The 21,995-nt window shown below is 27.8% G+C and carries 25 protein-coding genes; 16 read left to right on the top strand and 9 right to left on the bottom strand.

What is annotated here, in order from left to right:
- Positions 1–146: 146 nt before the first annotated feature.
- The 16 genes from BP997_RS06015 to hemA all read left to right on the top strand — a co-directional run bounded on the left by BP997_RS06015 (position 147) and on the right by hemA (position 13,922).
- Positions 147–1,511, top strand: coding sequence for an FAD-dependent oxidoreductase (locus tag BP997_RS06015; RefSeq protein WP_409198556.1), 1,365 nt, complete (start codon positions 147–149; stop codon positions 1,509–1,511).
- A gap of 160 nt (positions 1,512–1,671) precedes the next feature.
- The gene (locus BP997_RS06010) at positions 1,672–2,511 is read left to right on the top strand and encodes a MotA/TolQ/ExbB proton channel family protein (protein WP_409198555.1); all 840 of its coding nucleotides are present in this window, start codon (positions 1,672–1,674) and stop codon (positions 2,509–2,511) included.
- 86 nt (positions 2,512–2,597) lie between these two features.
- On the top strand, positions 2,598–3,008 hold the full coding sequence (locus tag BP997_RS06005; RefSeq protein ID WP_409198554.1) for an ExbD/TolR family protein: 411 nt from the start codon (positions 2,598–2,600) through the stop codon (positions 3,006–3,008).
- Positions 3,009–3,051: 43 nt separating this feature from the next.
- Positions 3,052–3,678, top strand: coding sequence for an IMP cyclohydrolase (locus BP997_RS06000; protein ID WP_409198553.1), 627 nt, complete (start codon positions 3,052–3,054; stop codon positions 3,676–3,678).
- 151 nt (positions 3,679–3,829) lie between these two features.
- Positions 3,830–4,594, top strand: coding sequence for a coenzyme F420-0:L-glutamate ligase (locus BP997_RS05995; RefSeq protein ID WP_409198552.1), 765 nt, complete (start codon positions 3,830–3,832; stop codon positions 4,592–4,594).
- A gap of 28 nt (positions 4,595–4,622) precedes the next feature.
- Positions 4,623–5,378 (top strand): DAPG hydrolase family protein, encoded by a 756-nt coding sequence (locus tag BP997_RS05990; protein WP_409198551.1) that lies wholly within the window; start codon positions 4,623–4,625, stop codon positions 5,376–5,378.
- A 5-nt stretch (positions 5,379–5,383) separates the two neighbouring features.
- Positions 5,384–5,854 carry a hypothetical protein gene (locus tag BP997_RS05985; protein WP_409198550.1) on the top strand — a complete coding sequence of 157 codons (471 nt, stop codon included), beginning with the start codon at positions 5,384–5,386 and terminating at the stop codon, positions 5,852–5,854.
- A 42-nt stretch (positions 5,855–5,896) separates the two neighbouring features.
- A complete protein-coding gene (gene cofD, locus BP997_RS05980) occupies positions 5,897–6,799 on the top strand; it encodes a 2-phospho-L-lactate transferase (RefSeq protein WP_409199063.1) in 903 nt (300 codons plus the stop codon).
- Positions 6,800–6,914: 115 nt separating this feature from the next.
- Positions 6,915–7,682: a GTP cyclohydrolase III gene (locus tag BP997_RS05975; RefSeq protein WP_409198549.1), complete on the top strand. Its 768-nt coding sequence runs from the start codon at positions 6,915–6,917 to the stop codon at positions 7,680–7,682.
- 175 nt (positions 7,683–7,857) lie between these two features.
- Positions 7,858–8,565 (top strand): MJ0144 family RNA dihydrouridine synthase-like protein, encoded by a 708-nt coding sequence (locus tag BP997_RS05970; protein WP_409199062.1) that lies wholly within the window; start codon positions 7,858–7,860, stop codon positions 8,563–8,565.
- 102 nt (positions 8,566–8,667) lie between these two features.
- Positions 8,668–9,063, top strand: coding sequence for a DUF134 domain-containing protein (locus BP997_RS05965; RefSeq protein WP_409198548.1), 396 nt, complete (start codon positions 8,668–8,670; stop codon positions 9,061–9,063).
- A gap of 60 nt (positions 9,064–9,123) precedes the next feature.
- Positions 9,124–9,423, top strand: a complete 300-nt coding sequence (locus BP997_RS05960; RefSeq protein ID WP_409198547.1) for a hypothetical protein — start codon at positions 9,124–9,126, stop codon at positions 9,421–9,423.
- A gap of 168 nt (positions 9,424–9,591) precedes the next feature.
- Positions 9,592–11,193, top strand: a complete 1,602-nt coding sequence (atwA, locus tag BP997_RS05955; RefSeq protein WP_413823801.1) for a methyl coenzyme M reductase system, component A2 — start codon at positions 9,592–9,594, stop codon at positions 11,191–11,193.
- Positions 11,194–11,425: 232 nt separating this feature from the next.
- Positions 11,426–11,908, top strand: coding sequence for a methanogenesis marker 9 domain-containing protein (locus tag BP997_RS05950; RefSeq protein WP_409198545.1), 483 nt, complete (start codon positions 11,426–11,428; stop codon positions 11,906–11,908).
- Positions 11,909–12,032: 124 nt separating this feature from the next.
- Positions 12,033–12,650, top strand: a complete 618-nt coding sequence (locus BP997_RS05945; protein WP_409198544.1) for a precorrin-2 dehydrogenase/sirohydrochlorin ferrochelatase family protein — start codon at positions 12,033–12,035, stop codon at positions 12,648–12,650.
- Positions 12,651–12,716: 66 nt separating this feature from the next.
- Positions 12,717–13,922: a glutamyl-tRNA reductase gene (gene hemA, locus BP997_RS05940; RefSeq protein WP_409198543.1), complete on the top strand. Its 1,206-nt coding sequence runs from the start codon at positions 12,717–12,719 to the stop codon at positions 13,920–13,922.
- A gap of 67 nt (positions 13,923–13,989) precedes the next feature.
- Here the strand turns inward: hemA and BP997_RS05935 are convergent, their stop codons facing one another.
- From BP997_RS05935 to top6B, 9 genes are all read right to left on the bottom strand, one after another.
- Positions 13,990–15,114 carry an AAA family ATPase gene (locus tag BP997_RS05935; protein WP_409198542.1) on the bottom strand — a complete coding sequence of 375 codons (1,125 nt, stop codon included), beginning with the start codon at positions 15,112–15,114 and terminating at the stop codon, positions 13,990–13,992.
- Between the two features lie 86 nt (positions 15,115–15,200).
- A complete protein-coding gene (locus BP997_RS05930) occupies positions 15,201–15,347 on the bottom strand; it encodes a hypothetical protein (RefSeq protein ID WP_409198541.1) in 147 nt (48 codons plus the stop codon).
- Between the two features lie 51 nt (positions 15,348–15,398).
- Positions 15,399–15,566, bottom strand: a complete 168-nt coding sequence (locus tag BP997_RS05925; RefSeq protein WP_409198540.1) for a hypothetical protein — start codon at positions 15,564–15,566, stop codon at positions 15,399–15,401.
- Positions 15,567–15,822: 256 nt separating this feature from the next.
- Positions 15,823–16,047 carry a histone family protein gene (locus tag BP997_RS05920; RefSeq protein ID WP_409198539.1) on the bottom strand — a complete coding sequence of 75 codons (225 nt, stop codon included), beginning with the start codon at positions 16,045–16,047 and terminating at the stop codon, positions 15,823–15,825.
- Positions 16,048–16,335: 288 nt separating this feature from the next.
- On the bottom strand, positions 16,336–17,172 hold the full coding sequence (locus tag BP997_RS05915; protein ID WP_413823798.1) for a TIM barrel protein: 837 nt from the start codon (positions 17,170–17,172) through the stop codon (positions 16,336–16,338).
- A gap of 105 nt (positions 17,173–17,277) precedes the next feature.
- Positions 17,278–18,291: a phosphorylating glyceraldehyde-3-phosphate dehydrogenase gene (locus tag BP997_RS05910; RefSeq protein WP_409198537.1), complete on the bottom strand. Its 1,014-nt coding sequence runs from the start codon at positions 18,289–18,291 to the stop codon at positions 17,278–17,280.
- A 148-nt stretch (positions 18,292–18,439) separates the two neighbouring features.
- Positions 18,440–18,955 (bottom strand): DUF2284 domain-containing protein, encoded by a 516-nt coding sequence (locus BP997_RS05905; RefSeq protein WP_409198536.1) that lies wholly within the window; start codon positions 18,953–18,955, stop codon positions 18,440–18,442.
- A 109-nt stretch (positions 18,956–19,064) separates the two neighbouring features.
- Positions 19,065–20,144 carry a DNA topoisomerase IV subunit A gene (locus tag BP997_RS05900; protein WP_409199061.1) on the bottom strand — a complete coding sequence of 360 codons (1,080 nt, stop codon included), beginning with the start codon at positions 20,142–20,144 and terminating at the stop codon, positions 19,065–19,067.
- 29 nt (positions 20,145–20,173) lie between these two features.
- Complete coding sequence (top6B, locus tag BP997_RS05895) at positions 20,174–21,949, bottom strand: DNA topoisomerase VI subunit B (protein ID WP_409198535.1); 1,776 nt, start codon at positions 21,947–21,949, stop codon at positions 20,174–20,176.
- Between the last annotated feature and the right edge of the window lie 46 nt (positions 21,950–21,995).

Genomic DNA, 21,995 nt, shown 5'->3' with positions numbered 1-21,995 from the left:
AACTTCTTTAATTACATACTTTTTTTTAAATTATTCGTTATTTTCCTAAACAATATTTTTTATTACAACATTTTAAATAAAGATAAATATTATTAAATCACTAATTAAATTATTGAATATGAATTTATTTTTGAGGTGAATATATAATGAAACATTTTCAAAATATTGTTATTGGATTTGGAAAAGGTGGTAAAACACTTTCAGCATATTTAGGTTCTAAAGGTGAAAGTGTTGCGATGATTGAAAAATCAGACCAAATGTATGGTGGAACTTGTATTAATGTTGGTTGTATTCCATCAAAATCTTTAGTGACTAGTAGTTTAAAATTAAAAGGTAAAGATTTAAATTTAGATGAAAAAAAGAAGTTTTATAAAGAAGCAATTCTTGAAAAAAGAAGATTAACTGGTATGCTTCGTGAAAAAAACTTTAATATGTTAGATAAAAATGAAAATATTACTGTTTTTAATGGTTTTGGAAGTTTTATAAATGAAAATCAGGTACAAATAAAAACCAATGATGAAACTTTTAATATTGAAGGAGATAGAATCTTTATTAATACAGGATCTAGTTCTGTAAAACCTCCTATTGAAGGGATAGATAATAATCCTTATGTTTATTTCAGTGATAGCTTAATGGATCTTGATGAGTTTCCAGAAAGATTAGTTATTGTTGGTGGTGGATATATTGGTTTAGAATTTGCTTCTATGTATTCAAATTTTGGATCTAAAGTTACTATTATTCAACATGGACCTTTGTTTTTAAAACGTGACGATAGAGATGTTGCAGATGAGATTGAATCTATTTTTAAGAATAAAGGTATTGATATTATTTTTAATGCTGAAATCGAATCTATTATTAATAAAGATGATGAAGCTGTGATTAATTATACTATTGATGATGTTAAGAATAGTTTTTGTGCTGATGCTGTTTTAATTGCTACTGGTAGAAAAGCTAATACTGTAGGGTTGAATCTAGATCTTGCAGGTGTTGAAACTACTAAACGTGGTGCGGTTAAAACAGATGATAATTTACAAACATCTACTCCTAATATTTGGGCTATGGGTGATGTTGTAGGTGGTCTTCAATTTACTTATATATCTCTTGATGATTTCCGTATTGTGAAAAATCAACTTGAAGGTAAAATGGATTATAATTTATCTAATCGTAAGAATGTTCCATTTAGTGTTTTTATTGATCCTTGTTTTTCTAGAGTTGGTTTAACTGAAAAAGAAGCTATTGATAAAGGTTTTAATGTAAAAATATCTAAAATGCCTGCTGCAGGTATTCCTAAGGCACAAGTTCTTAAAAATCCTGTTGGCTTATTAAAAGCTATTATTGATGAGGATTCTAATAAGATTTTAGGTGCTGAGTTAATTTGTGAGGAATCTTTTGAAGTGATTAATATTATTAAATTAGCTATGGATTTAGATTTAGATTATACTTTACTTAAAAATCAAGTTTTCACCCATCCTACTATGAGTGAATCTTTAAATGATTTGTTTAATATTTAATTAATTTTTTTAAAATTTTTCTTTTACTTTTTTTTAATTTTTTTAAAAATAAATATATATTACTTTAAATAAAACTACAGTTATTATTAAGTGAATATTTTTTATTATATTATTTAATAATTTTTATACATAATTTTATAAAATAATTAAAGAGGAAAACATGTTGATTGAAGCATTAACTGGCGGTATTAATGGTATTATTGAAATGTTTCAAGATGGTGGAATTATTACCTACATTATTACTTTTTTAGGTATTTGGGGTTTATTAATTTCATTACAGAAAGTATTCTATTTAAGACGTATTAGTAAAGTTGATGCTACTGAAATTATGGGTACTGTAACTGTTTCTATGGAAAAAGGTGGAGCTATTGAAGCTCTTAAAAATATTAGCCATTACAAGAATCCAGTATCTAGAATTATATCCGAAGCTTTAAAAATCGGTTATAAAAATAAAACCGAAGTCGAAGAAAGTATGGAACAGATTTTTATTGTTGAAGTTAGTAAAATGACTAAGAATCTTAGTACTCTTAAAACTATTATTGAAATTGCTCCTTTTTTAGGATTGATTGGTACAGTTTTAGGTATTTGGATGACTTTTAAAAGTTTAGGTGTAAATGTTAGTAGTACTACTATGGCTCAGGGAATCTATGTTGCATTAATTACAACTATTGCAGGATTAGCTGTAGCTATTCTTTTAATACCAATAAATACTTATATTAAAGGTTTGATTGATGAAGAAATGGATAAAATTGAATTAGCTACTAAAATGACTAATTGGAGTTATGCTGTAGTTAAAATTAGGGTTTATGAAAAAATGCCTTGTGTTATTGAAGCTTTACAAGAAGCTGAAGGTATTGTTAGTGTTAGAGAAATTTCAGAACCTTATTCTAATGTCCAAATTTCATTTAAACCTAGTATGCTAGAAAAAAGTATTAGTAATATTATTTTGGAAAAATGTGATGTTAAATCTGAAATAACTGAAAGTAAACTTAAACAATGAATTTATGAAATTTTAAAAGCTTGGGAGAATTTATTTTCAATTCTTTTTAGTTTTTCAAATTTTTTTATGTATATGAGGAAAATAAAATGGCAATTGATATTAAGAAACATAAAGAAAAACTTAAAAATGATGAGCCTGAAATCAAATTAGTGCCATTTATAGACATTTTATTTACTTTATTAATTTTTATAGTTGTAACTAGTAGTTTTGGTGCTGCTGATGTGAGCCATCAAGACAACGGAGGTACAGGTAAACCAAATATAACTGATAGTTCAGGGAATAATGAATATTATATGATTCCTGTAGCTGGTTTGCAAAAAGTTACTGTTAATGGTATTGATATGTCTGACCAAATTAAGGATAATGCTATTGGTGTTCAAGCTCAAGTTATGGATCAGGGTAGAATAGATATTAACCCTCAAGATAAATCGATTACGATTAAGATACCATCGGGTATGGATCCTAATAAGGCAGTTCGTAGCCCTGAAACGGGTTAAATAAATTTTTTTTTATAATATTTTTTTTTGAGGTTGATAAAAAATGTATTTAGGTAGAATTTTATCTGTAGGTATGAGTACAGATGGTAAACCTTTTGTAGCTTATAGAGTTTCTAGTAGATCTTTTCCAAATAGACAAGCTAAAAAAGGTGAAGATGAAGCTGCAATAATTCCAAAAGAAGGTTTTGAAACCGATATATTTAAAAATACTTATATTGCATATAATTGTATTAAAATTGTTGGTGATACTGCAATAGTTTCTAATGGTTCACATACTGATGTTATTGCAGATAAAATTAGTTTAGGAATGAGTATTAAAGATGCTTTAGGTTACTCTCTGTTAACTATGGATTATGAGAAAGATGATTATAATACTCCTAGAATTGCTGCTGTAATTAATTGTGCATGTAGTGAAAATGATTATGAGTGTTATGTTGGAATTGTTACTGATGAGAAATTATTAGTTGAAAAAGTAGGTTTTGGTGAAGCTGTATTTATATCTACATATGAATGCAATAATCCTGAAATTGTTAAATTCAGTGCTGAAAATGCTGATGAAGCGGCTCAACTAATATTTGATGGTGGAGCATTTGAAGAATTTGAAAAACCCGTAACATCTGCAGCTAGTGTGTATGATGGAAAATGGGATATTTCTGTTTTAACTCCATAATTTTAATAAGAATTTTTATTTTTTTTCTATTTTTTTTATTTATTTATTTTTTACTTATTTTTTTATTTTTTAAATTAAATTTTAAGCTTTTTAAATGTAATTTTTTCATAAAACAATAAATTTTTATATTATTAAACATTATTTTATTAACATGACACTCGAATTAATTGGACTTGAAGGAATTCCTTTAGTAAAAAAAGGGGATAATATAACTAAATTAATTTTAAAAGCTTTAGAAGAACAAAATATTGAACTTGAAGATAGTGATATTTTGTTAATTGCTGAAACTATGGTTTCTAAGGCAGAGGGTAATATTATAAATTTAGGAGATATTTTACCATCTGATGATGCTATTATTATAGCTAAAAAAACTCAAAAAGATTCTAAATTAGTTGAAGCAATTATTCAAGAGTCAAGAGAAGTTGTAGCGGTTGGTCCTGATTTTATTATAACTGAGACTAAGGATGGTTTTGTGTGTGCTAATTCTGGAATTGATGAATCAAATGTTGATGAAGGTTTAGCTACACCAATGCCTAAAAATGCTGATAAGTCTGCTAGAGATTTAAGAGAAGCCTTAGAAGATGTTACTGGTAAAGAATTAGCTGTTATTATTACTGATACTCAAGGTAGAGCCTTCCGTGTTGGTGCTATTGGAACTGCTATAGGTTGTTCTGGTATTAATCCTCTTTGGAAACGAAAAGGTGAAAAAGATTTATATGGTAGAGAATTGAAATCTTCTGAAATTGCAACAGCTGATGAATTAGCTGCAGCTGCATCATTAATCCAAGGGCAAGCTGATGAAGGTTTACCTGTTGTTATTGTTCGTGGATTTACTGGTTTTAATTTATTAAGAAATAAGGACAGTAATATTAATCCTTTATTATTACCTAAACAATATGATGTATTTAGAAAATAAAGAATAAAATTTTTAAGAAGATGAGTTTATGGTTGAGAATGTAATTGATCAAATGTTTGAAATCCCATTACCTAAGTTAAGTAAAGAAATTAGACAAAAGATTAATAAAGCTTCAGATATCACTACAATATCTAAGAGTAATATTAATCAATTAATTTTGAATGAAGATGTTCAAAATGAAACTGGTTATAAATGCTTAGATGATGGTACTTATCTACTTTCAATGACCTTAAACTTTCCGAATCTTACAGTTGATATGATTGAATGGTGGTTTTGGTGGTACTCACAAAGTAGTACATATTACAGATTATGGTATCCTGGTTACCATTCAAGTATTATTAATTTAGATGATAAATTATATAAAGGAAAATTTCACGGTTTTGAACCATGCACTCATCATGTTACAGAAGATTTTGGTAAAGGTAATGTGACATTAGCTATTAAATTTCAAAATCCATGGATATTTGGATTTGATAAAACATTATTTAAAGATAATAATATTGGTACTGTTTTTTGTGCAACCATAGGTACTATTGGTGGAGTAATTGGCCATAGTAAAATGGTTCATGTAATTAAGGAGAAAGATGAAGGTATTCAAATTATTAGTCGTTTTTGGATTGGAGATAATATTCCAAGATTAATAAAAAGAAGATTACTTAATGAGGATACTGCTTATTTAATAAGTAAACATTATTTTATAGAATATACTAGACTTAATGAGATTTTACCTCCATTATATGATACATACCGAGAAAAATTCTATAAAATAGATATTGGAGAATAACTAGAATGGGTTCTATTGTTAAATATGAATGTGAAAATTGTGGTTTTAAATTTACTGATAAATCATTGATTTTTTATTTAAATGAAGATAAAGATGAAATAGTTGAAGAAAGTTTAACTATGAAGACTTCTAAGAAAATGGATAATTCTGAATTAGCAGGATATCTATATGTTGGATACTGTAAAAATTGTGATAATTTTATTAAAACTTATGTTCCAGAAATTAATAACACTAATTTAAATGAAAAAGAAATTTATAATTTAATACCTGATCTTATAGGTAATGATTTAAAATTTAATAAGATTTTAACTTTTGATTTTAATAAAACAAGTTTCCAACATAGAAGAAAAATTTTATTAGAAAATAATTGTCCTAATTGTGATAATCAAATGGCTCTTTTAATTGATGATTTACATCCATGTCCTCAATGTGGAGAAGAATCTGTTAATGCGATTGAAACTATAAATATTAAATAAAAAAAAATATTTACTATTTTTTTTATAGAGGCTATTTAAATGATAATTACTATACTTTCTGGAGGTACAGGAACTCCAAAATTAATTCAAGGTTTGAAAAATATTGTTGATGCTGAGGATATTAATATAATTGTTAATACTGTTGAAAATGATTATTTTTCTGGAGTTTATGTTTCTGCAGATATTGATACTGTGCTTTATACGCTTTCAGATATTATTAATGAAGATTTGTGGTATGGGATTAAGGATGATACTTTTATAACTAATGAACGTCTTAGTGAAATAGGTTCTCCTGAGTTATTGAGAATTGGGGATAAAGATCGGAGTACTAAAATTCAAAAAACATTATTATTAAAAGATTATAGTTTAACTGAAGCTGTTGATATTCAAAGAAAAGGTTTAAATATTAAATCTAAAGTTTATCCTATGAGTGATGAAGATTCTGAAATAAAAATTTTAACTGATAAAGGTGAAATGGAATTTCATGATTTTTTAATTAAAGAGCAGATGAAACCTGAAGTTTTAGATGTGATTTATAGTAATGTTAAACCTGCTCCTGAAATTATTAATACTATACAGAATTCAGATATTGTGATTATAGGCCCATCTAATCCTATTACTAGTATTTTACCTATTTTAAAGTTAGATGGAGTTATAGATGCTTTGAAAAGTACTTATGTTGTTGGGGTTTCTCCTATTGTTGGTGGTTCTGCGGTTAGTGGTCCTGCAAATAAGTTTATGAATGCTTTAGGTTATGAAACTAGTTCTTATGGTATTGCATCTATTTATAAAAGTTTTCTTAATAAGATGGTTATTGATTTAAAAGATGAGAATTTAAAGAGTGAAATTGGAAAGATTATTCCAGAAGTAACAGTGACTAATACTATTATGAAAACTATGGAAGATAAAAAAAATTTAGCTAAAAATTGTTTAAAAAAGATTTGATTTTTTAATTTCTTTAAAAAGACTTAAATTTTTTTTTAAATTTATTTAAAATATAATGAAAAGTTTTTATACTATTTAGTTAAAATCTATATATTAATAATATAGGTGAAATTATATGATACAAATGACATTGATACAAATTGATAACTATGGTCCTTGGACAGTTACTCCTCGCCCACGTAATGAATCTGACCTTCAAATTTTACAATCTGAATTATTTGCTGATGTGCAAAGACAATTTGCTATGAAGAAAGGTTTAGTGTTCTTTACTAGATTTGATAATATGCTAGCCATTACTAATGGTTTAGATACTGAAGATCATTTAAGAATTCAAAGATCTATTCGTAATAGATACCCAATTACAATAAGTATGGGTGTGGGTGCTGCTGAAACACCTCATGAAGCTCAAAAATTAGCAACAATTGCTTTACAGAATAAAGGTGGAGCTCAACAAAAAGAAAGAAAGGAAATTTTAGCTGTTGATTCTTTAGCTGAAAATAGTGAAAATTATGTTCAAGTTGCCCATGTGGATATTAATAGTGTGACTGAAACTTTAACTGATATTGAGTCTGCTTTTGATACTAGTTTTATGGTTAATAAGGCACAGCATTATTTAATGAGTAAGTTAATTAAAAAAGGCGGTTTAGTGTTCTTTATTGGTGGAGATAACTTTATGTGCCCATGTAATGGTATGAGTGCTGAGGAAATTGAAGAAACTTTAAAAGAATTATATGATGAGATCGGTATTGGTTTAAAAGCAGGTATTGGAAAAGGTAATAATGCTGAAGATGCTGCTTATATGGCGGATATTGGTTTAGAAAATATTCGTGAATGCAACAATGAGAAATGGATTGACATTGTTGAAAAAGAATATAAAGATTAAATTTATTTAAATTTAATGTATTTCACCTATAAAAAAAGAAATTCCGTATATTAAAAACCATCCATTTTTTTTTAATTATTCTTTTTTTATTAAGTTTTTATTGAATTTTCCTTTTTTTTAAATTATTTTTTTATAAATGAGAGATTGATTTTTTATGATAAAAGTGATAGCTCCTATGGCTGGAATAAGTGATGGAAATTTTTTATTAAAGTTAATTCCTTATGGATTTAATGTTGCTACTTTAGGAGGTTTTAATATTGATGAATCTTCTATTGATGCTGGTAAAAAAATTATTTCTAGAGGTAGGAAAGAGTTTGATTTAGAAATGTCTAATGTTTTTTCTTTTATTAAAGATGAATCTGAGTTGATTCGTGAAAATTCTGATGTTTTAATTTCTTGTAATGTTCGTTCTGTTAATCCTGAGAATGTTATTAAAGTTAGTGAATTAGATTCTGTTGATATTGTTGAGATTAATTGTCATTGTAGACAAAAAGAGTTAACTAGTATTGGTTGTGGGCAAAGTATGTTAAAACGTTCTGATTTATCAGATTATATTGTTAGTGTTGTTGATAATGCTAGTTCTAAGGTTTCTGTTAAGATTCGTGCTAATGTTAATGGTGTTGATACTTTGAGTATTGCTAAATTGGTTGATGAATCTGGTGCTGATTTTCTTCATGTGGATGCTATGAATCCTGGTGTTGCTAATGCTGATTTGGATTTGATTCGTAGAATTTCAGGTGAAACTGATATTTGTTTGATTGGTAATAATTCTATTAATTCACTTGAGCGTGCTGAGGATATGGTTAGTGCTGGTGCTGATGGTGTTTCTTTAGCTAGGGCTTGTATGAATGGTAAATTAGATTTTGATTTATCATCTTTGTAATTTTTTCTGTTTTTATTTATGTTTATAGTAAGTTTTATAAAGGTGTTATGAATATATATTCATAATATATAATAAAAAATTATATTATAAAGGTTGAAAATTATGGTTAGACCAAAAATCAAACGTCAAATAAGTAAAAATCCTGAACAAAGGTGCTTCAATCAAAACAATAATAATTTACCAGCTATAAAAATGGTAGCTGATGAATATGAAGCAATTAGATTAAAGGATTACCATAATTTTAATCAAAAAGAATCTGCAGAATTAATGAACATCTCCCAGTCAACTTTCCATAGAATACTGAATTCTGCTAGAAAAAAAATTGCTAAATCCTTAATTGAAGGGAGAAAAATCAATATAATTGAAACTGATAATATTAACGAACCAAATACTTATCATTGCAAAAAATGTGGATTTCAATGGAACAACAATAATAAAAAGTACACTGAATGTCCAGATTGCAAATCTAAAGATATTGAATTATTAATAGAGGAATAAAAAAAAATTTCAAATAATGTTCTAAAAGATTAAGGTAAAAAAAATAGGACGTGTAAAAAAATGGATGAACATGAAGTTTACCATTGCCAAAATTGTGGATTAGAATGGAAAAATAATAATAAAAAGTACACTGAATGTCCAGAATGTAAATCTGATAAAATCATACTCTTAAAAAATGATACATTGAATAAAAGAAGATCTTTTGGAGGAGAAGGTAGAGGTATTGGAATTCCTCCTTCTTCTTGTAAATGTCCTAAATGTGGATATGAAATCCCTAAAATTAAGGGTGAACCTTGTAAAAATACTAAATGCCCTAAATGTGGAACTCCTATGCATGGTAGTGGAAGATGTATTAATTAAATTAAAAATATTAAATCTGTTATAAAATAAGATAATAAATATTATAAATAAGAAATATAAAATCTAATATATAAGAATTTTATAAATTTACGATTATTAATCAAAAAAGGAATAATATTCATTATAAAATAAATTAAAAAAAGGAACAAAAAAATTAAAGGTGAACGAATGTCTTTTATTACATTTAAAAACATAGGAAAAACATTTAATGATGTCCCCGTTCTTAAAAACATAAACTTAGAAATTGATGAAGGAGAAACTTTAGGAATATTAGGTAGAAGTGGTAGTGGAAAATCTGTTTTAATCAGTATGTTAAGAGGTACAAAAGAATATGAACCAGATGAAGGTCAAATAATATTCCATGTTGCAATGTGTAAAGAATGTATGCATGTTGAAGCACCCTCTAAAATTGGTAAAAAATGTTCATGTGGTGGAGAATATGAAGAAAAAACCATTGACTTTTGGCATGCTGAAAGATTAGAATTTGCTGCTATTAAAAGAAGAATAGCTATAATGCTTCAAAGAAATTTCGCATTATACGATGAAGAAACTGTAATCGATAATGTTCTTAAAGCTATGGGTGATGAAGGTAAATATTTAGAAGAAAATATTTATAGAGCTTTAGAACTCTTAGATATGGTTCAAATGAGCCACCGTGTAACTCATGTAGCTCGTGATTTAAGTGGAGGAGAAAAGCAAAGAGTAGTTTTAGCTAGACAATTAGCGAAAAATCCAACTTTATTTTTAGCTGATGAACCTACAGGTACATTAGATCCTCAAACTGCTGACCGTTTACATGATACTCTTGAAAAAGAAATTAAAAATAAGAATATTACTATGGTTATTACTAGTCATTGGCCAGAAGTAATTAATACTTTAGCAGATAAAGTTATTTGGTTAGAAAAAGGTGAAATTAAAGAATGTGGAAAACCTGAAGAAGTTGTTGATAAATTTTTAGCTACTGTTCCTTTACCTAAAAAAGTTGAAAAACATGCACATGGTGGTCCTGAAATAGAAATTAAAAATATTAAGAAATATTATTATTCTATTGAAAGAGGAGTAGTTAAAGCTGATGATAACATTAATTTAAGTGTTAACCATGGGGAAATATTTGGAATTGTTGGATTAAGTGGTTCTGGAAAAACAACACTTACTCGTATGATATTAGGTTTAACTGATCCAAGTAGTGGTGAAATTAACATTAAACTTGGAGATGATTGGATTGATATGACTAAGGCAGGTCAATTTAATCGGGGAAGAGTGACTCCTTATATTGGATTACTTCACCAAGAATATTCCTTATATCCAAGTAGAACAATTCTTGGAAATTTAACTGATGCTATAAGTTTAGATTTACCTGGAGAATTTGCAAAAATAAAAGCTAGTCATGTTCTTGTTGCTGTTGGATTTGATGAAAGTACTGCAGGAAATATTTTAGAAAAATATCCTGATGAATTAAGTGTAGGGGAAAAACATCGTGTAGCACTTGCACAAGTTCTTATTAAAGAGCCAAATATTATTATTTTAGATGAACCAACTGGTACTATGGATCCAATTACAAGAGTTATTGTAACTGACTCTATTCTTCGAGCAAGAGATGAATTTGATCAAACATTCTTAATAGTATCCCACGATATGGATTTCGTATTAGATGTTTGTGATCGTGCTACTCTTATGAGAGGCGGAAAAGTTTTAGAAACTGGAAAACCTGAAAAAATCGTTTCATCATTAACAGTTAAAGAGAAAGAAGACATGTTAAAAGACGAATAATAATTTATCATACTTTTAATTCTTTTTTTACATTTTTTTTAAATAAAACCGTTTACATTATATACTTTAAAAATCATATTATTAGAATAAAAATATTAGTTTTATATAGAATTAAATTTTATATAGATATACTAATTAAAATGTAATTATGTCTTAATTTTAGGCATTCTTTTAATAGTGAAAAACTAATTAAATATAAAATTTTAATAAAATAAATTTAAGGAGTAATAATATGGGTTGGGATGACGCACCATCACATATATGTCGAGGGGGAGATGTTAGAGGATTAGCATTTTGCTGTCCTCCAGTTAAACCATGTCCTGTGATGAATGCTTTAAGAGAAGTAGGAATAACACCACAAGAATATATAAAAATTAAAGAAGATTTCGCTAAAAACACTAGATTGGGCGAAGGTGCTGGAACTTGTTTTGGTTCATTAGTTTGGTGTTGTAAAACATCTAAACCTTGTCCTTTAAGAGATATGGTATTGCGAAATATTAACATGAGTCCAGATGAATATTTAACTTTGAAAAAAGAATTATCCGAAGCATTAGTTGGTAATACAGAAGATGATTGTGAAGAAAATATTAATGCTCTTGTTGATGCATTCGAAATATCTGAAACTGAAGCTAATAAAGTTTTAACTGATTGTAATAATGATTTGCATATGGCTATTAAGTTACTTAGAGTTAAAGCTTTAGAAAATGGAAAATAAAATTTATATGTTTTATTTATTTTTTATGAATTTTTTTTATTAAAAAAATTCTACTAATTTTTTATTTTTTTTATGAAATATTTTTTATTAAACTAGTTTTTAATTAATAAAGAAAGGTAATTATATGGGTTTAACATCAGTTTTTTTAGAAGTGAAAGATAAAAATGTTTTTATTTTAGGAACTGGAGAGGTAGCTACACGTAGAGCTAATCGTTTTTTGGATAAAGGTTCTAATGTTATTTTAGCTGGAGATTTTATTTCTGAAGAATTATTAGATAAAGGAGCCATATTAGAAGATTTGAGTAATGTTGACAAGTTAGTTAAATGGTGCGATATTGTTATTTTAGCTAGTGGAGATAAGGATTTATCTGATTATGTTTCAAAAATTAGTGAGGGTAAATTAGTTAATCGTGCTGATTGTCCAGATGAGGGTAATCTTGTCATTCCTTCAAGTTTTTTTATTGGTGATGTTGAAATTTCCTTATTTACTGGCGGTAAAAGTCCTTTGATGGCTAAGGAGCTTCGAAAAAAGATTCAATCTACAATTAGTTCTAAAGATATTCTTGAGATTCAACTTCAAGATTATTGTCGTAATCTTTTAAAAAATAAGATTCCTAATCAGAAAGATAGGAAGAATAAATTGTATGATATTTTAAAGGATGATAAAGTTAATATGCTTTTAGAGGAATCTAAATTAGATGAAGCTAAAGTTTATGTTGAGGGTTTAATTGAAAATATTTAATAATTAATAGTAATATAATATTAATAGAATTTCTTTTATGTTTATTTTTTTTAGGGAGAGAATTAATTGATAATCAATATAGGTGTAGATCATAAAATTGCAGATATTGAGACTATGGAAATAGTTTCTAATGATTTAAAAAATTTATTTAATCAATTAAAAGAAAAGTATGATATTAATGAATATGTTGAAATATCTACTTGTAACAGATATGAATATTATATTCATGATGATTTTATTTCTTATGATGAGCCATTATTAGATCATGATAATAAGAATATTATTATTCAATATGGTGATGATAGTATTATTCATCTTTTTAGAATGACTTCTGGTTTAGAGTCTATGATTGTTGGTGAAGATCAAATTTTAGGTCAGATTAAGGATTCTAAAAAAGTTGCAGATAAGGAAAATCATTGTGGTAAAATTTTAGATACTATTTTTTTAAAGGCTATTCATGTGGGCCAGGAAGTTAGACAGAAGACTATGATTAATCAGGGTAGTGTTTCTATTGGTTCTGCTGCTGTTGATTTAGCTGAGGAAATTATTGGTGATTTAAGAGGTAAGTGTGTTCTTGTTATTGGTGCTGGTGAAATGGGTACTTTAGTTGCTAAAGCTATTGCTGAGAAAGATTTGAAAGCGATTTTTGTTGCTAATAGAACTTATTTCCGTGCAAATAGATTAGCTAAAGAATTAGGTGGAGAATCTATTTTAATTGATGATATTGGTCATTATTTGGCTAATGCTGATGTTGTTATTAGTGCTACTGGTGCTCCTCATTATATTTTAACTAAGGAACGTGTTGCTCCTATTATTGAGGATAAAAATGCTGAAAATATTTTAATGATTGATATTGCTAATCCTCGAGATATTGATGAGGATGTTAAAGATTTAAATGTTAATCTTTTAAATATTGATGATTTAAGAGGGGTTGCTGAAAAAAATAAGGCTTTGCGTAAAAATGAATCTGAAGCTGCTGAGAAGATTATTTCAGAAGAATTTGATTTATTGGAAAATTCTTTTAAATTAATGAAAGTTGAAGATATTTTACGTAAGATTAGATCTAATATGGAAGATATTCGTCAAAGGGAAAGTGAAAAAGCTATTGTGAAGTTAGCTGATAGTGAAGGTAGTGTTAAGATTATTGATAATCTTACTAAATCTATTGTTAATAAAATTTTTTATGATATTTCTGTTAATATTAAGAATGCTGCTGAAGATGAGGATGAGTATTTGATTAATGCAGCTGAGAAATTTTTCATTAATGAATGAATTATTTTTATTAATTTGAATAAAAAAAAATAGTAGGGTTTGTATTTATTAAAGAAAATTCTTTTTTTTATACAAACATGTTTTTTACTTCGTTTTGTTTTTGTTTTTTCATATCTATTGCATATTTAATGTCTTGTTTTGTTACTGTTTTTTTATCATTAGATATTGCATTGTGTAATCCTGTTTTGAGTAGTTTTTCTTTAATGTCTCTTCCACTCATGCCTTTTGATATTTGTACTAATTTTTCGGTTGGTACTTCCATTTTTAGTGGGAATGTTTTCAGGTTGTTTTCTATGATTTGTTTTCTTTCTTGTTCTGTAGGCATTGCAAATTCGATTTCTTGTTCGAATCTTGATCTGATTGCGTAATCTAATGTTTCTATGTTGTTAGTTGCACCTATGGTTATTACCCCCTTATTTGGGTTTATTCCATCCATTTCTGTTAGTAGTGCGTTTACTATTTCAGATACATCTCCTCTTAGTGATTGGTATGATCTGTGTAATGCTACTGCGTCTATTTCATCTATGAATATTATGGATGGTGATGTTTTTTGTGCAAGTGTAAATAGTTCATGGATCTTATATGCACCATCTCCAACATGATCACCAATTAATGATGTTGCTTTGATTAAATATAATGGAACTTTGATTTCATTAGATAATGCTTTGGCTAACATTGTTTTACCAGTACCTGGAAGTCCATAAAATAGTATGTTTCGTGGTGCCCATTCTCCAAATTTTTCAGGTTCATGTAAATATTTCATTATAACTTTAGCTTTTTTCTTAGCACTTTCTTGACCTACCACATCACTAATACTGAAATTAGTTTTTATAGATTTCAAAGTAGGTTTAACTTTTTCTTCTTCCACAATAACTATGGAAGTATTTTCCCCAATTACAGAATTGTTTGGAAATACAGTGATAACTTTAAATGCAAAATCTGGGATTATTTTTTGGTCAAAAAGATAAGTGCCTTCACTTACATCCATACCTATCCATTGATCTCGTGCATATTGTTCAAATAGCACCTTATCTGATATTTCTATATTTGAACCATCCATTAAAGCAAAATTAAATGGATATCCAACACCTTTTAAAACAACTGCTTTAGCTTCTTTATTATTATTTACTTTAGAAGTGGTTATTGTATTCGTAGATTTATTAACGTCATTGTTTTGATTATTCGTTTGCAAAATTTCACACCAACTGAAAAAAATGGTTATTTAAACTTTTTATCCAAAAAAAAGTTTATTAAAAAAAAATTCTATAAAAAAAATATTCACTTTAATTTAATATTATTAAATTTTTGAATAGATTTATTAATTTGTTTTAAGGATTTATTCCCTTTTCGTGTAGGTTTTCTTCCTTGGTCAATTAATAATTGATCTTGAATCTTTTTAAGACTTGCATATTCTTTAATTTCCATAATATTTAAACCTTCTTAAAATAATGGTAGATTGTTTGAAATTAATTAATATTAACGTTTATCTAATTTTTCTTGAATATTATCTATTCTTTGAACTACAACTTTAAGAGCTCTATCTCCTTCTCTTGTAGGATTTCGTCCTTGTAATACTAATAATTGATCTCTTATATCTCTTAGTCTGTGTACATCGTCTATACGCATAATTGTTTTATAAAACATTTTTTAATCACCTGAAAATAGAATATAATTAGATTATATGATAAAAAAAATTATTATAATTTTTTATTATAAAATAATATGTATATTTTTTTATAAAAGTATAATTGTTTTATGTAATTTAAAAAAATATAATTTACACAAAAAAGTTTTATAGTTTAATTTTAAATTATTTCGTATTTATTAAAATTATGTAAAAAAAGTAGTATTATTAATTTTTGAAAAAAAGTTAAAATAAAAAAAATTAAATTTAATAAATTTAATCTTTGCAGCAAATTGCACTTTTAGCTAATTTAATATCTTCAGCTTTGATGGTTTTACGACCAGCATGTCTTGCTAAAGCTACAGCTTCTTTAGCTACTTCAGTTGCGCATTCTTCTAATTTTTCTGCTAATGCTTCTTTAGCATCTTCACTTACTCTTTCTGCACCTGCATTTTTAACGATTCTTGCAATAGGTGCAAGAGGTAATTCATTGTTCTTCATTATTAAACATCTCCACAATAATTTTTTTTATAATAAATATTTTCTTACATATATTTATTATATATTATAGTATTGTAATCAACATCCTATATAAATATATTGTCATATTAAGCAAAAAATAAGCATTATATTACTATTATGTAAAAACATTCCATCTAATCATAATAATTTTAAATTACAATTAAATTTAGGCATATTAAAAATTTATTTACCAAAAAGTAAAATTGAACTATTTATAAATTAAAAATATTATATCTAAAAAAAAAGTAAAATTAAAAAAATTTTATTTTAAATTAAAGATTCATAAATTTGTTTCATCTTCATAGAATCTTTATCCCTAAGAGGTGTTTCACAAATTATTGTAGCTTTCCAATCATTTTCAATAAGATTTAACAATAAATCCTTAATATACGGCCCATATTCAGGATATTCATTTAAATTATGATGTTTTCTCTCACCATTATGAGTATACTCTATAGTTGTGAAATGACAATGCAATCTTTTTATATCTAAACCATTTTCTAATTTAGAGAAAATACAACTATAATCCTCTTTTTTATTCAAAATTCCACGTCCACGAGCATGAACATGAGCAAAATCTATAGTGGGTTCAAAATGTTGAAAACCTTGACACATATTAATAATTTCATCAAGATTACCTAATTGAGATTTTTTACCTGTAGTTTCAGGGGCAAAAGTATAATTTTCAAACCCCTCTTCTTCACATCTTTCAAGTAATCTTTTATAAGATTGTTCACATATCTCTAAAGCTTTTTCTGGTTTTTGATTAGAATAAAAACCTGGATGGAACACTAAACGATATGCACCCATCCATTCACCTACTCTTGCAGAATCAACTAATCTTTCTATGGAAGCATCAATTTTTTCAGGTTCCTTAGAACACATATTAATATAATAAGGCCCATGCATTGATATTAAAACATCTTCTTTTTCTGATTGTTTTTTCAATATTTTAGCACTTTTCTCTCCAATTCTAATTCCATGAGAAGATTGATATTCAAATGCATGTAAACCCTGTTTTGAGAGATATTTTGATGAAGTATAAGCACTTCCATTATAATCTAATGGTTTTCCTGCTGGTCCAAAAATTATTTTATCTTCCATGATTAATCACTTCTAAAAAAAAAAGGTTATGAATTATTTAATTTATAAAAAAAAATTTAAAAAAAAGGTTTAGAAATTTTAATATAATGTGTATTTTTTTTTATTTTATAATATTCCCATTGCTTTATTAGTTTTTGCTATGGATTTTTCATTATCTGATTCCATTTCAAGTAATGCGCGTATTGCATCAACATTTTCAGGAACAACATCAGATTCTTGATGAACAGCTTGCATATAAAATAATTCATTATCTACAATGTTTATTGATTCTCTCCATACTGGGATTTCATAGAAATCATTTCTATTTCTACCTAATTCTTTAGCAAATTCCATTAATTCTGCAGTAGATCCTAATCCTTCACTTGCATCTACAAGCATTACACGGGAACGTTTTTCAAATGCATCTATAATTTCATCAATAGTCACATCATTATTAATTTCAACCATTAAATTATGTTGATGCATTAAAGTTGTTGGAACTAATAATGCCATAGTTGTAACATCAATATCTCCCATAACAGTTTTCACATCAGGTCCATGATGAGAAGGTACTTTAGGAGGGTTAGGTACAATTGAATTTATTGGTCCTTTTTTCACTTCGTTAGGATCTGCTCCTCGACGAACCATAACTGCTCTTACTTTTTTAATGTCACATATTGGATCTATAGTTGATAAAGTTCTTGTTAATCCTGTTGTATTACATGAAACTACACGTGTATAATTTGCTCCAAATGAATCATCATAATTTGCAAAGGAATTAAATGATAATCCAGTTAGTTCATGATCTTCTCCACCTTGGTAAATAGCTTTAACTCCAGCTTTTTTATATTTCTCTAGATTTGCTTTTCCAAGATTTCCAGGGGTACAGTCAACTACAACATCAGCTTCTTCAATCATATCATCAACAGTACCTGCTATTTCAATTCCTGATTCCCTAAATAAGTGTTCACGTTCAGGAATACCAATATATAAAGGATAATCTTTATTTACTGCTGCTCTTGCTTCAAATGTTGGTCGTGTTTTACTTACACCCACAATTTTCATATCTTTTTGAGCTGCAACTGCATCAGCTACTCTTTTACCAATAGTTCCATATCCATTAATAGCGACAGATTTCATAATTTTTTAACACCTAAAAAAAATTTTTTAAAATTTAATAAAAACATATTTTATTAATTATAATACTATTTTTCTTTTAGTAATATAAGTAATTTGATATAATCTTTTAAAATAATTCCATACAAATCTTATAATACTAAGATTTTAATTAATCAAGTAAAACTAAACCATAACATAAATATGTTTTTTCAATTTCATCATAAGCTAAAATATCATATCCATTATTTGCTATTGTTTTATGAATATCTACTCCTACTGCAGAAAGTGAAGGTCTAGCTAGTTCAGGTTTTAAACATTCCTCAAGATTACATTCTTTACAAAATTTACAAAATCCTGCACCTAAACCAAATGCTTTATAAAAACCTTCTCTTGCACATTCATTTTCTACTTCCACAACAAGATTATTAATTATTTCAAAATTTTCATGAAATTCTAATAGGATAGCTTGAGAGTAAGATTTCACTATTTCTCGCATTTCACTAGGTTTCGGTGGGTAAGGTGAGCAGGTTAATGACTTTTTATAATGGGAGCATCCATATTGACATTTTAACCTAGTCCAAGGTTCAATAACTATAGAATCTGTAGGAATATAATCAATATTTATTCCATTATACTCATTAATTATATTAGATAATTTGATTTTTAATTGTTTTAAATCTCTCATAAATAAATCCAACACGTATTATTAATTGTATTATAAAAAAAAAGTTAAAAAAAAGAAGAAAATTTTAGAAAATAAGAAAAATAATATTTAATTTATGATTATAAATTGTTTATTCTTCTATTCCTAATTTATGTGGGAAGTATGTATCTACAATATATTCTAATCCATATTTACTGAAAGATTGCTGTTCTGCTTTTTTACCTATTTTAAGCATCTTTTTTATTTCAGTCTGCCAGAAATCTGTTTGATATCTTGGATCTTTAGATAGTTCTTTTAATCTTAAAACATCTATATCTTTTAATGGATCAGTTGGAAGATCATAATTTATAATATCACTTGCGGTTACACCAATAAATTGTGCATTTGGAGTTGCAAGGTCATAGTTTACATGTGCTAATTTAGCACTTCCAGATATGATAACTTGTGCAATATGGAATCCCCATGGATCTCCATCGTTACAAATATATACTGGTAAATTTAATTCTGTGTTTAATCTTTTTATGAATCTTCTTGTTGCACGTGCTGCTTGTCCTTTTAATCCAACAACTAATGTGTTGAATCTGTCATAAGCGTTTTCTTGAACTAATCTGTGAAACATTCCCATTGTTTCCACTGCGAGTACTCTTTCTACTCCACAGTCAAGAAATTCTACTTGGTCAATTGTTGGACTTATAGTGTAACCTGATTTTCCAGATTTTTTAGCATTTAATTCAACATCATCATCTAATAGGGTTAAATCACCGTATACTGATGCTCCATCTTCTTCGGGCATTAATCCAAGGTCTTCACGAGTTGTTCCAAGTGCTACTTCTAAATCTTCACCTACAGTATTTGATTCCTGTTGTGTGTTAAATTCTACACCCCAACCTTCAGATACATAATACATTTCCCGTATTGTTGCAGTTTTTTCTCTTTGAACTAAATCTTTACAGAAATTTGCAGTGAATACCATTTGTCCCATTTTACGGATTTGTTTAACATTTCCTAATGATCTTCGACCGTATCGGTCTCCGAGAACATAATATTTTTTAGCATCATCATATACTATGTTTCCTGTTCCTCTAGAAGGGATTTTTAATGAAGGTACTTTTTTTTGTTCTACATCAGCAACAATTCCTTGACCTAATTCTTTGAGTTTATTGAATGTGTATTCTTTTCTTTTTTCTTTATGGGATAATCCTTTTTTCATATCTTCAGGTCTTTCTTCTTCAGCCATATTTAGTCACCTTCATTTTTTGTTAAAGTAGATTGTTTACTTTCTGATTGTGTTTTTTTTGCATCTTCTTCTTCAATGATTAGTTCATCTTCTAATTCTTCTACAACTGATTTATTTTCAATATTTGTCATGTTTGAATGTTCTTCATCTACTTTGTATCCGAATTCATCTAGTTCTTCCATTAAAGCATCTTCTTCCTCTTCTTCAACTTCTTCTACAGTTTCACCTAATAAATCTGCAATGGATCTTTTAGTTACTTTGGATAATACTTCTTCATAGTCTGGTACTTCAACTTCTCCAAGTTTTGCAGCTTCTTCTAAGATTACAGGTACGTAATCTTCGAATATTTTAGATCTCATTTTCTTTTCTTTAGCTGCTCGTTTCTTTCTTAAATGTTTTTGAAGTCTTCGTGCTAGTTTCATTGATGCTTGTCTTACTTCATGAACTATTTCAGGTTCTGGAGCAATACTTTGTTTTCCTGTAGATAAGTATGGTACTTGGGTTGAGATTATGTTAATGAATAATGTTATTGGAGCATTGTCAAGGTCTCTGATTCCGTATCGTTTCCAGTCTATACTTTTTAATGCTTCTGTTATTGCACATGATCCTTGATCGAATGATAATGGTACTCGATTTGCGAATCTCATTATTTCTGCTTTTCTTTGATCACTGATGAGTCTTCCACAGTCCCCTCCATATGCTATTCCAGCTTCTACAATGAAAGCTACTCCTCCTTTGTAGGTTACTGGTTTTCTTGTAATGGAAGTTATGAATTCTGGTTTAAGTATTTGTTTCATACCTTTTTCGATTTGATCTGAACCAATTGGTATTAAACCGTTTGTTGGTGGGGCCATGAATTTCATTTTAGAGAAAGCATGTACTATTGCTTCTGCTTCAGCCCATTTCATATCTTTTGGTCTTTTGTTTAAGTCGATTCCAGTTAGTTCTTCAACTTCTTTAATTCTTTTAGCAGACATTCTGGAAAGTGAACTTGTTAGTAAACTTTTAAATCGTCTTTTATCTGTGTGTTTAGCCATGAAGATTAAATCATCTGCGGTAACACCTTTTGGATGAGGTAATACTTCTTTTGGTAATGGAGGTACAATGTCTGATGCTCTATTGAATATATATTTGTGTCCTGATGGGTCTCTGAATATTATTTTTGCATGAGGGTTTCCTATCATGGTTCTACGTATATATTCAAATGCTCCTTGTTCTGCTAGGGAATATGAAACATCTTTAAATTGGAGTTCTATGCATACTCCAGTATGGTCTACAGGATATTTTTCTTTGTGTAGTAACATACCTTTGTTCTTTTTAACATCCATTTTAAAGTCCATTTTAATTCCTTTTAGTTCCCCGTTTTCTTGGTATCCTGAGATTACATGTGCTGGTTCACCTGTAGTCATTTGGGATAAAAGTACACATCCACTACATCCTAATCCTTGTTGTCCTCGGGATTGGATGTTTCTAAACTTGGATCCTGCAAACATTGTACAGTATACTTTCATTATGAATTTTTCTGGGATTCCGGGACCGTTATCTGAATGTCTTAGAACATAATGTTCTTTATCAAGTCTTTTTAAGTCTATTTTAATTTCTGGAAGAATTCCAGCTTCTTCTGCTGCATCAAAACTGTTAGTTATAAGTTCGTGGAATACTACGGTTAATGATCTTATTTTTCCACTGAATCCTAACATTTGTTTATTTTTTCTGAAGAACTCTGACGGTGTCAATTCTTGGAAGTTGTCAAAGAGTTCTGATGCTTGTTGGGACAAATTAATTTACCTCCATTAAAAAAATTTTTTATATATTTTGTAATTA

This window comes from Methanobrevibacter sp. UBA412 (assembly GCA_002495685.1).
Classification (GTDB): Archaea; Methanobacteriota; Methanobacteria; order Methanobacteriales; family Methanobacteriaceae; genus Methanobrevibacter_A; species Methanobrevibacter_A acididurans.
Note: the sequence above shows the minus strand (reverse complement) of the source record. Positions and strands in the feature narration are given on the sequence as shown.

Excerpts from the sequence above, each read along its gene's own strand:
- BP997_RS06015 (WP_409198556.1), top strand. The coding sequence starts at position 147 with ATGAAACATTTTCAAAATATTGTTATTGGATTTGGAAAAGGTGGTAAA.
- BP997_RS06010 (WP_409198555.1), top strand. The coding sequence starts at position 1,672 with ATGTTGATTGAAGCATTAACTGGCGGTATTAATGGTATTATTGAAATG.
- BP997_RS06005 (WP_409198554.1), top strand. The coding sequence starts at position 2,598 with ATGGCAATTGATATTAAGAAACATAAAGAAAAACTTAAAAATGATGAG.
- BP997_RS06000 (WP_409198553.1), top strand. The coding sequence starts at position 3,052 with ATGTATTTAGGTAGAATTTTATCTGTAGGTATGAGTACAGATGGTAAA.
- BP997_RS05995 (WP_409198552.1), top strand. The coding sequence starts at position 3,830 with ATGACACTCGAATTAATTGGACTTGAAGGAATTCCTTTAGTAAAAAAA.
- BP997_RS05990 (WP_409198551.1), top strand. The coding sequence starts at position 4,623 with ATGGTTGAGAATGTAATTGATCAAATGTTTGAAATCCCATTACCTAAG.
- BP997_RS05985 (WP_409198550.1), top strand. The coding sequence starts at position 5,384 with ATGGGTTCTATTGTTAAATATGAATGTGAAAATTGTGGTTTTAAATTT.
- BP997_RS05975 (WP_409198549.1), top strand. The coding sequence starts at position 6,915 with ATGATACAAATGACATTGATACAAATTGATAACTATGGTCCTTGGACA.
- BP997_RS05970 (WP_409199062.1), top strand. The coding sequence starts at position 7,858 with ATGGCTGGAATAAGTGATGGAAATTTTTTATTAAAGTTAATTCCTTAT.
- BP997_RS05965 (WP_409198548.1), top strand. The coding sequence starts at position 8,668 with ATGGTTAGACCAAAAATCAAACGTCAAATAAGTAAAAATCCTGAACAA.
- BP997_RS05960 (WP_409198547.1), top strand. The coding sequence starts at position 9,124 with ATGGATGAACATGAAGTTTACCATTGCCAAAATTGTGGATTAGAATGG.
- atwA (WP_413823801.1), top strand. The coding sequence starts at position 9,592 with ATGTCTTTTATTACATTTAAAAACATAGGAAAAACATTTAATGATGTC.
- BP997_RS05950 (WP_409198545.1), top strand. The coding sequence starts at position 11,426 with ATGGGTTGGGATGACGCACCATCACATATATGTCGAGGGGGAGATGTT.
- BP997_RS05945 (WP_409198544.1), top strand. The coding sequence starts at position 12,033 with ATGGGTTTAACATCAGTTTTTTTAGAAGTGAAAGATAAAAATGTTTTT.
- BP997_RS05930 (WP_409198541.1), bottom strand. The coding sequence starts at position 15,347 with ATGGAAATTAAAGAATATGCAAGTCTTAAAAAGATTCAAGATCAATTA.
- BP997_RS05925 (WP_409198540.1), bottom strand. The coding sequence starts at position 15,566 with ATGTTTTATAAAACAATTATGCGTATAGACGATGTACACAGACTAAGA.
- BP997_RS05920 (WP_409198539.1), bottom strand. The coding sequence starts at position 16,047 with ATGAAGAACAATGAATTACCTCTTGCACCTATTGCAAGAATCGTTAAA.
- BP997_RS05915 (WP_413823798.1), bottom strand. The coding sequence starts at position 17,172 with ATGGAAGATAAAATAATTTTTGGACCAGCAGGAAAACCATTAGATTAT.
- BP997_RS05910 (WP_409198537.1), bottom strand. The coding sequence starts at position 18,291 with ATGAAATCTGTCGCTATTAATGGATATGGAACTATTGGTAAAAGAGTA.
- BP997_RS05905 (WP_409198536.1), bottom strand. The coding sequence starts at position 18,955 with ATGAGAGATTTAAAACAATTAAAAATCAAATTATCTAATATAATTAAT.
- BP997_RS05900 (WP_409199061.1), bottom strand. The coding sequence starts at position 20,144 with ATGAAAAAAGGATTATCCCATAAAGAAAAAAGAAAAGAATACACATTC.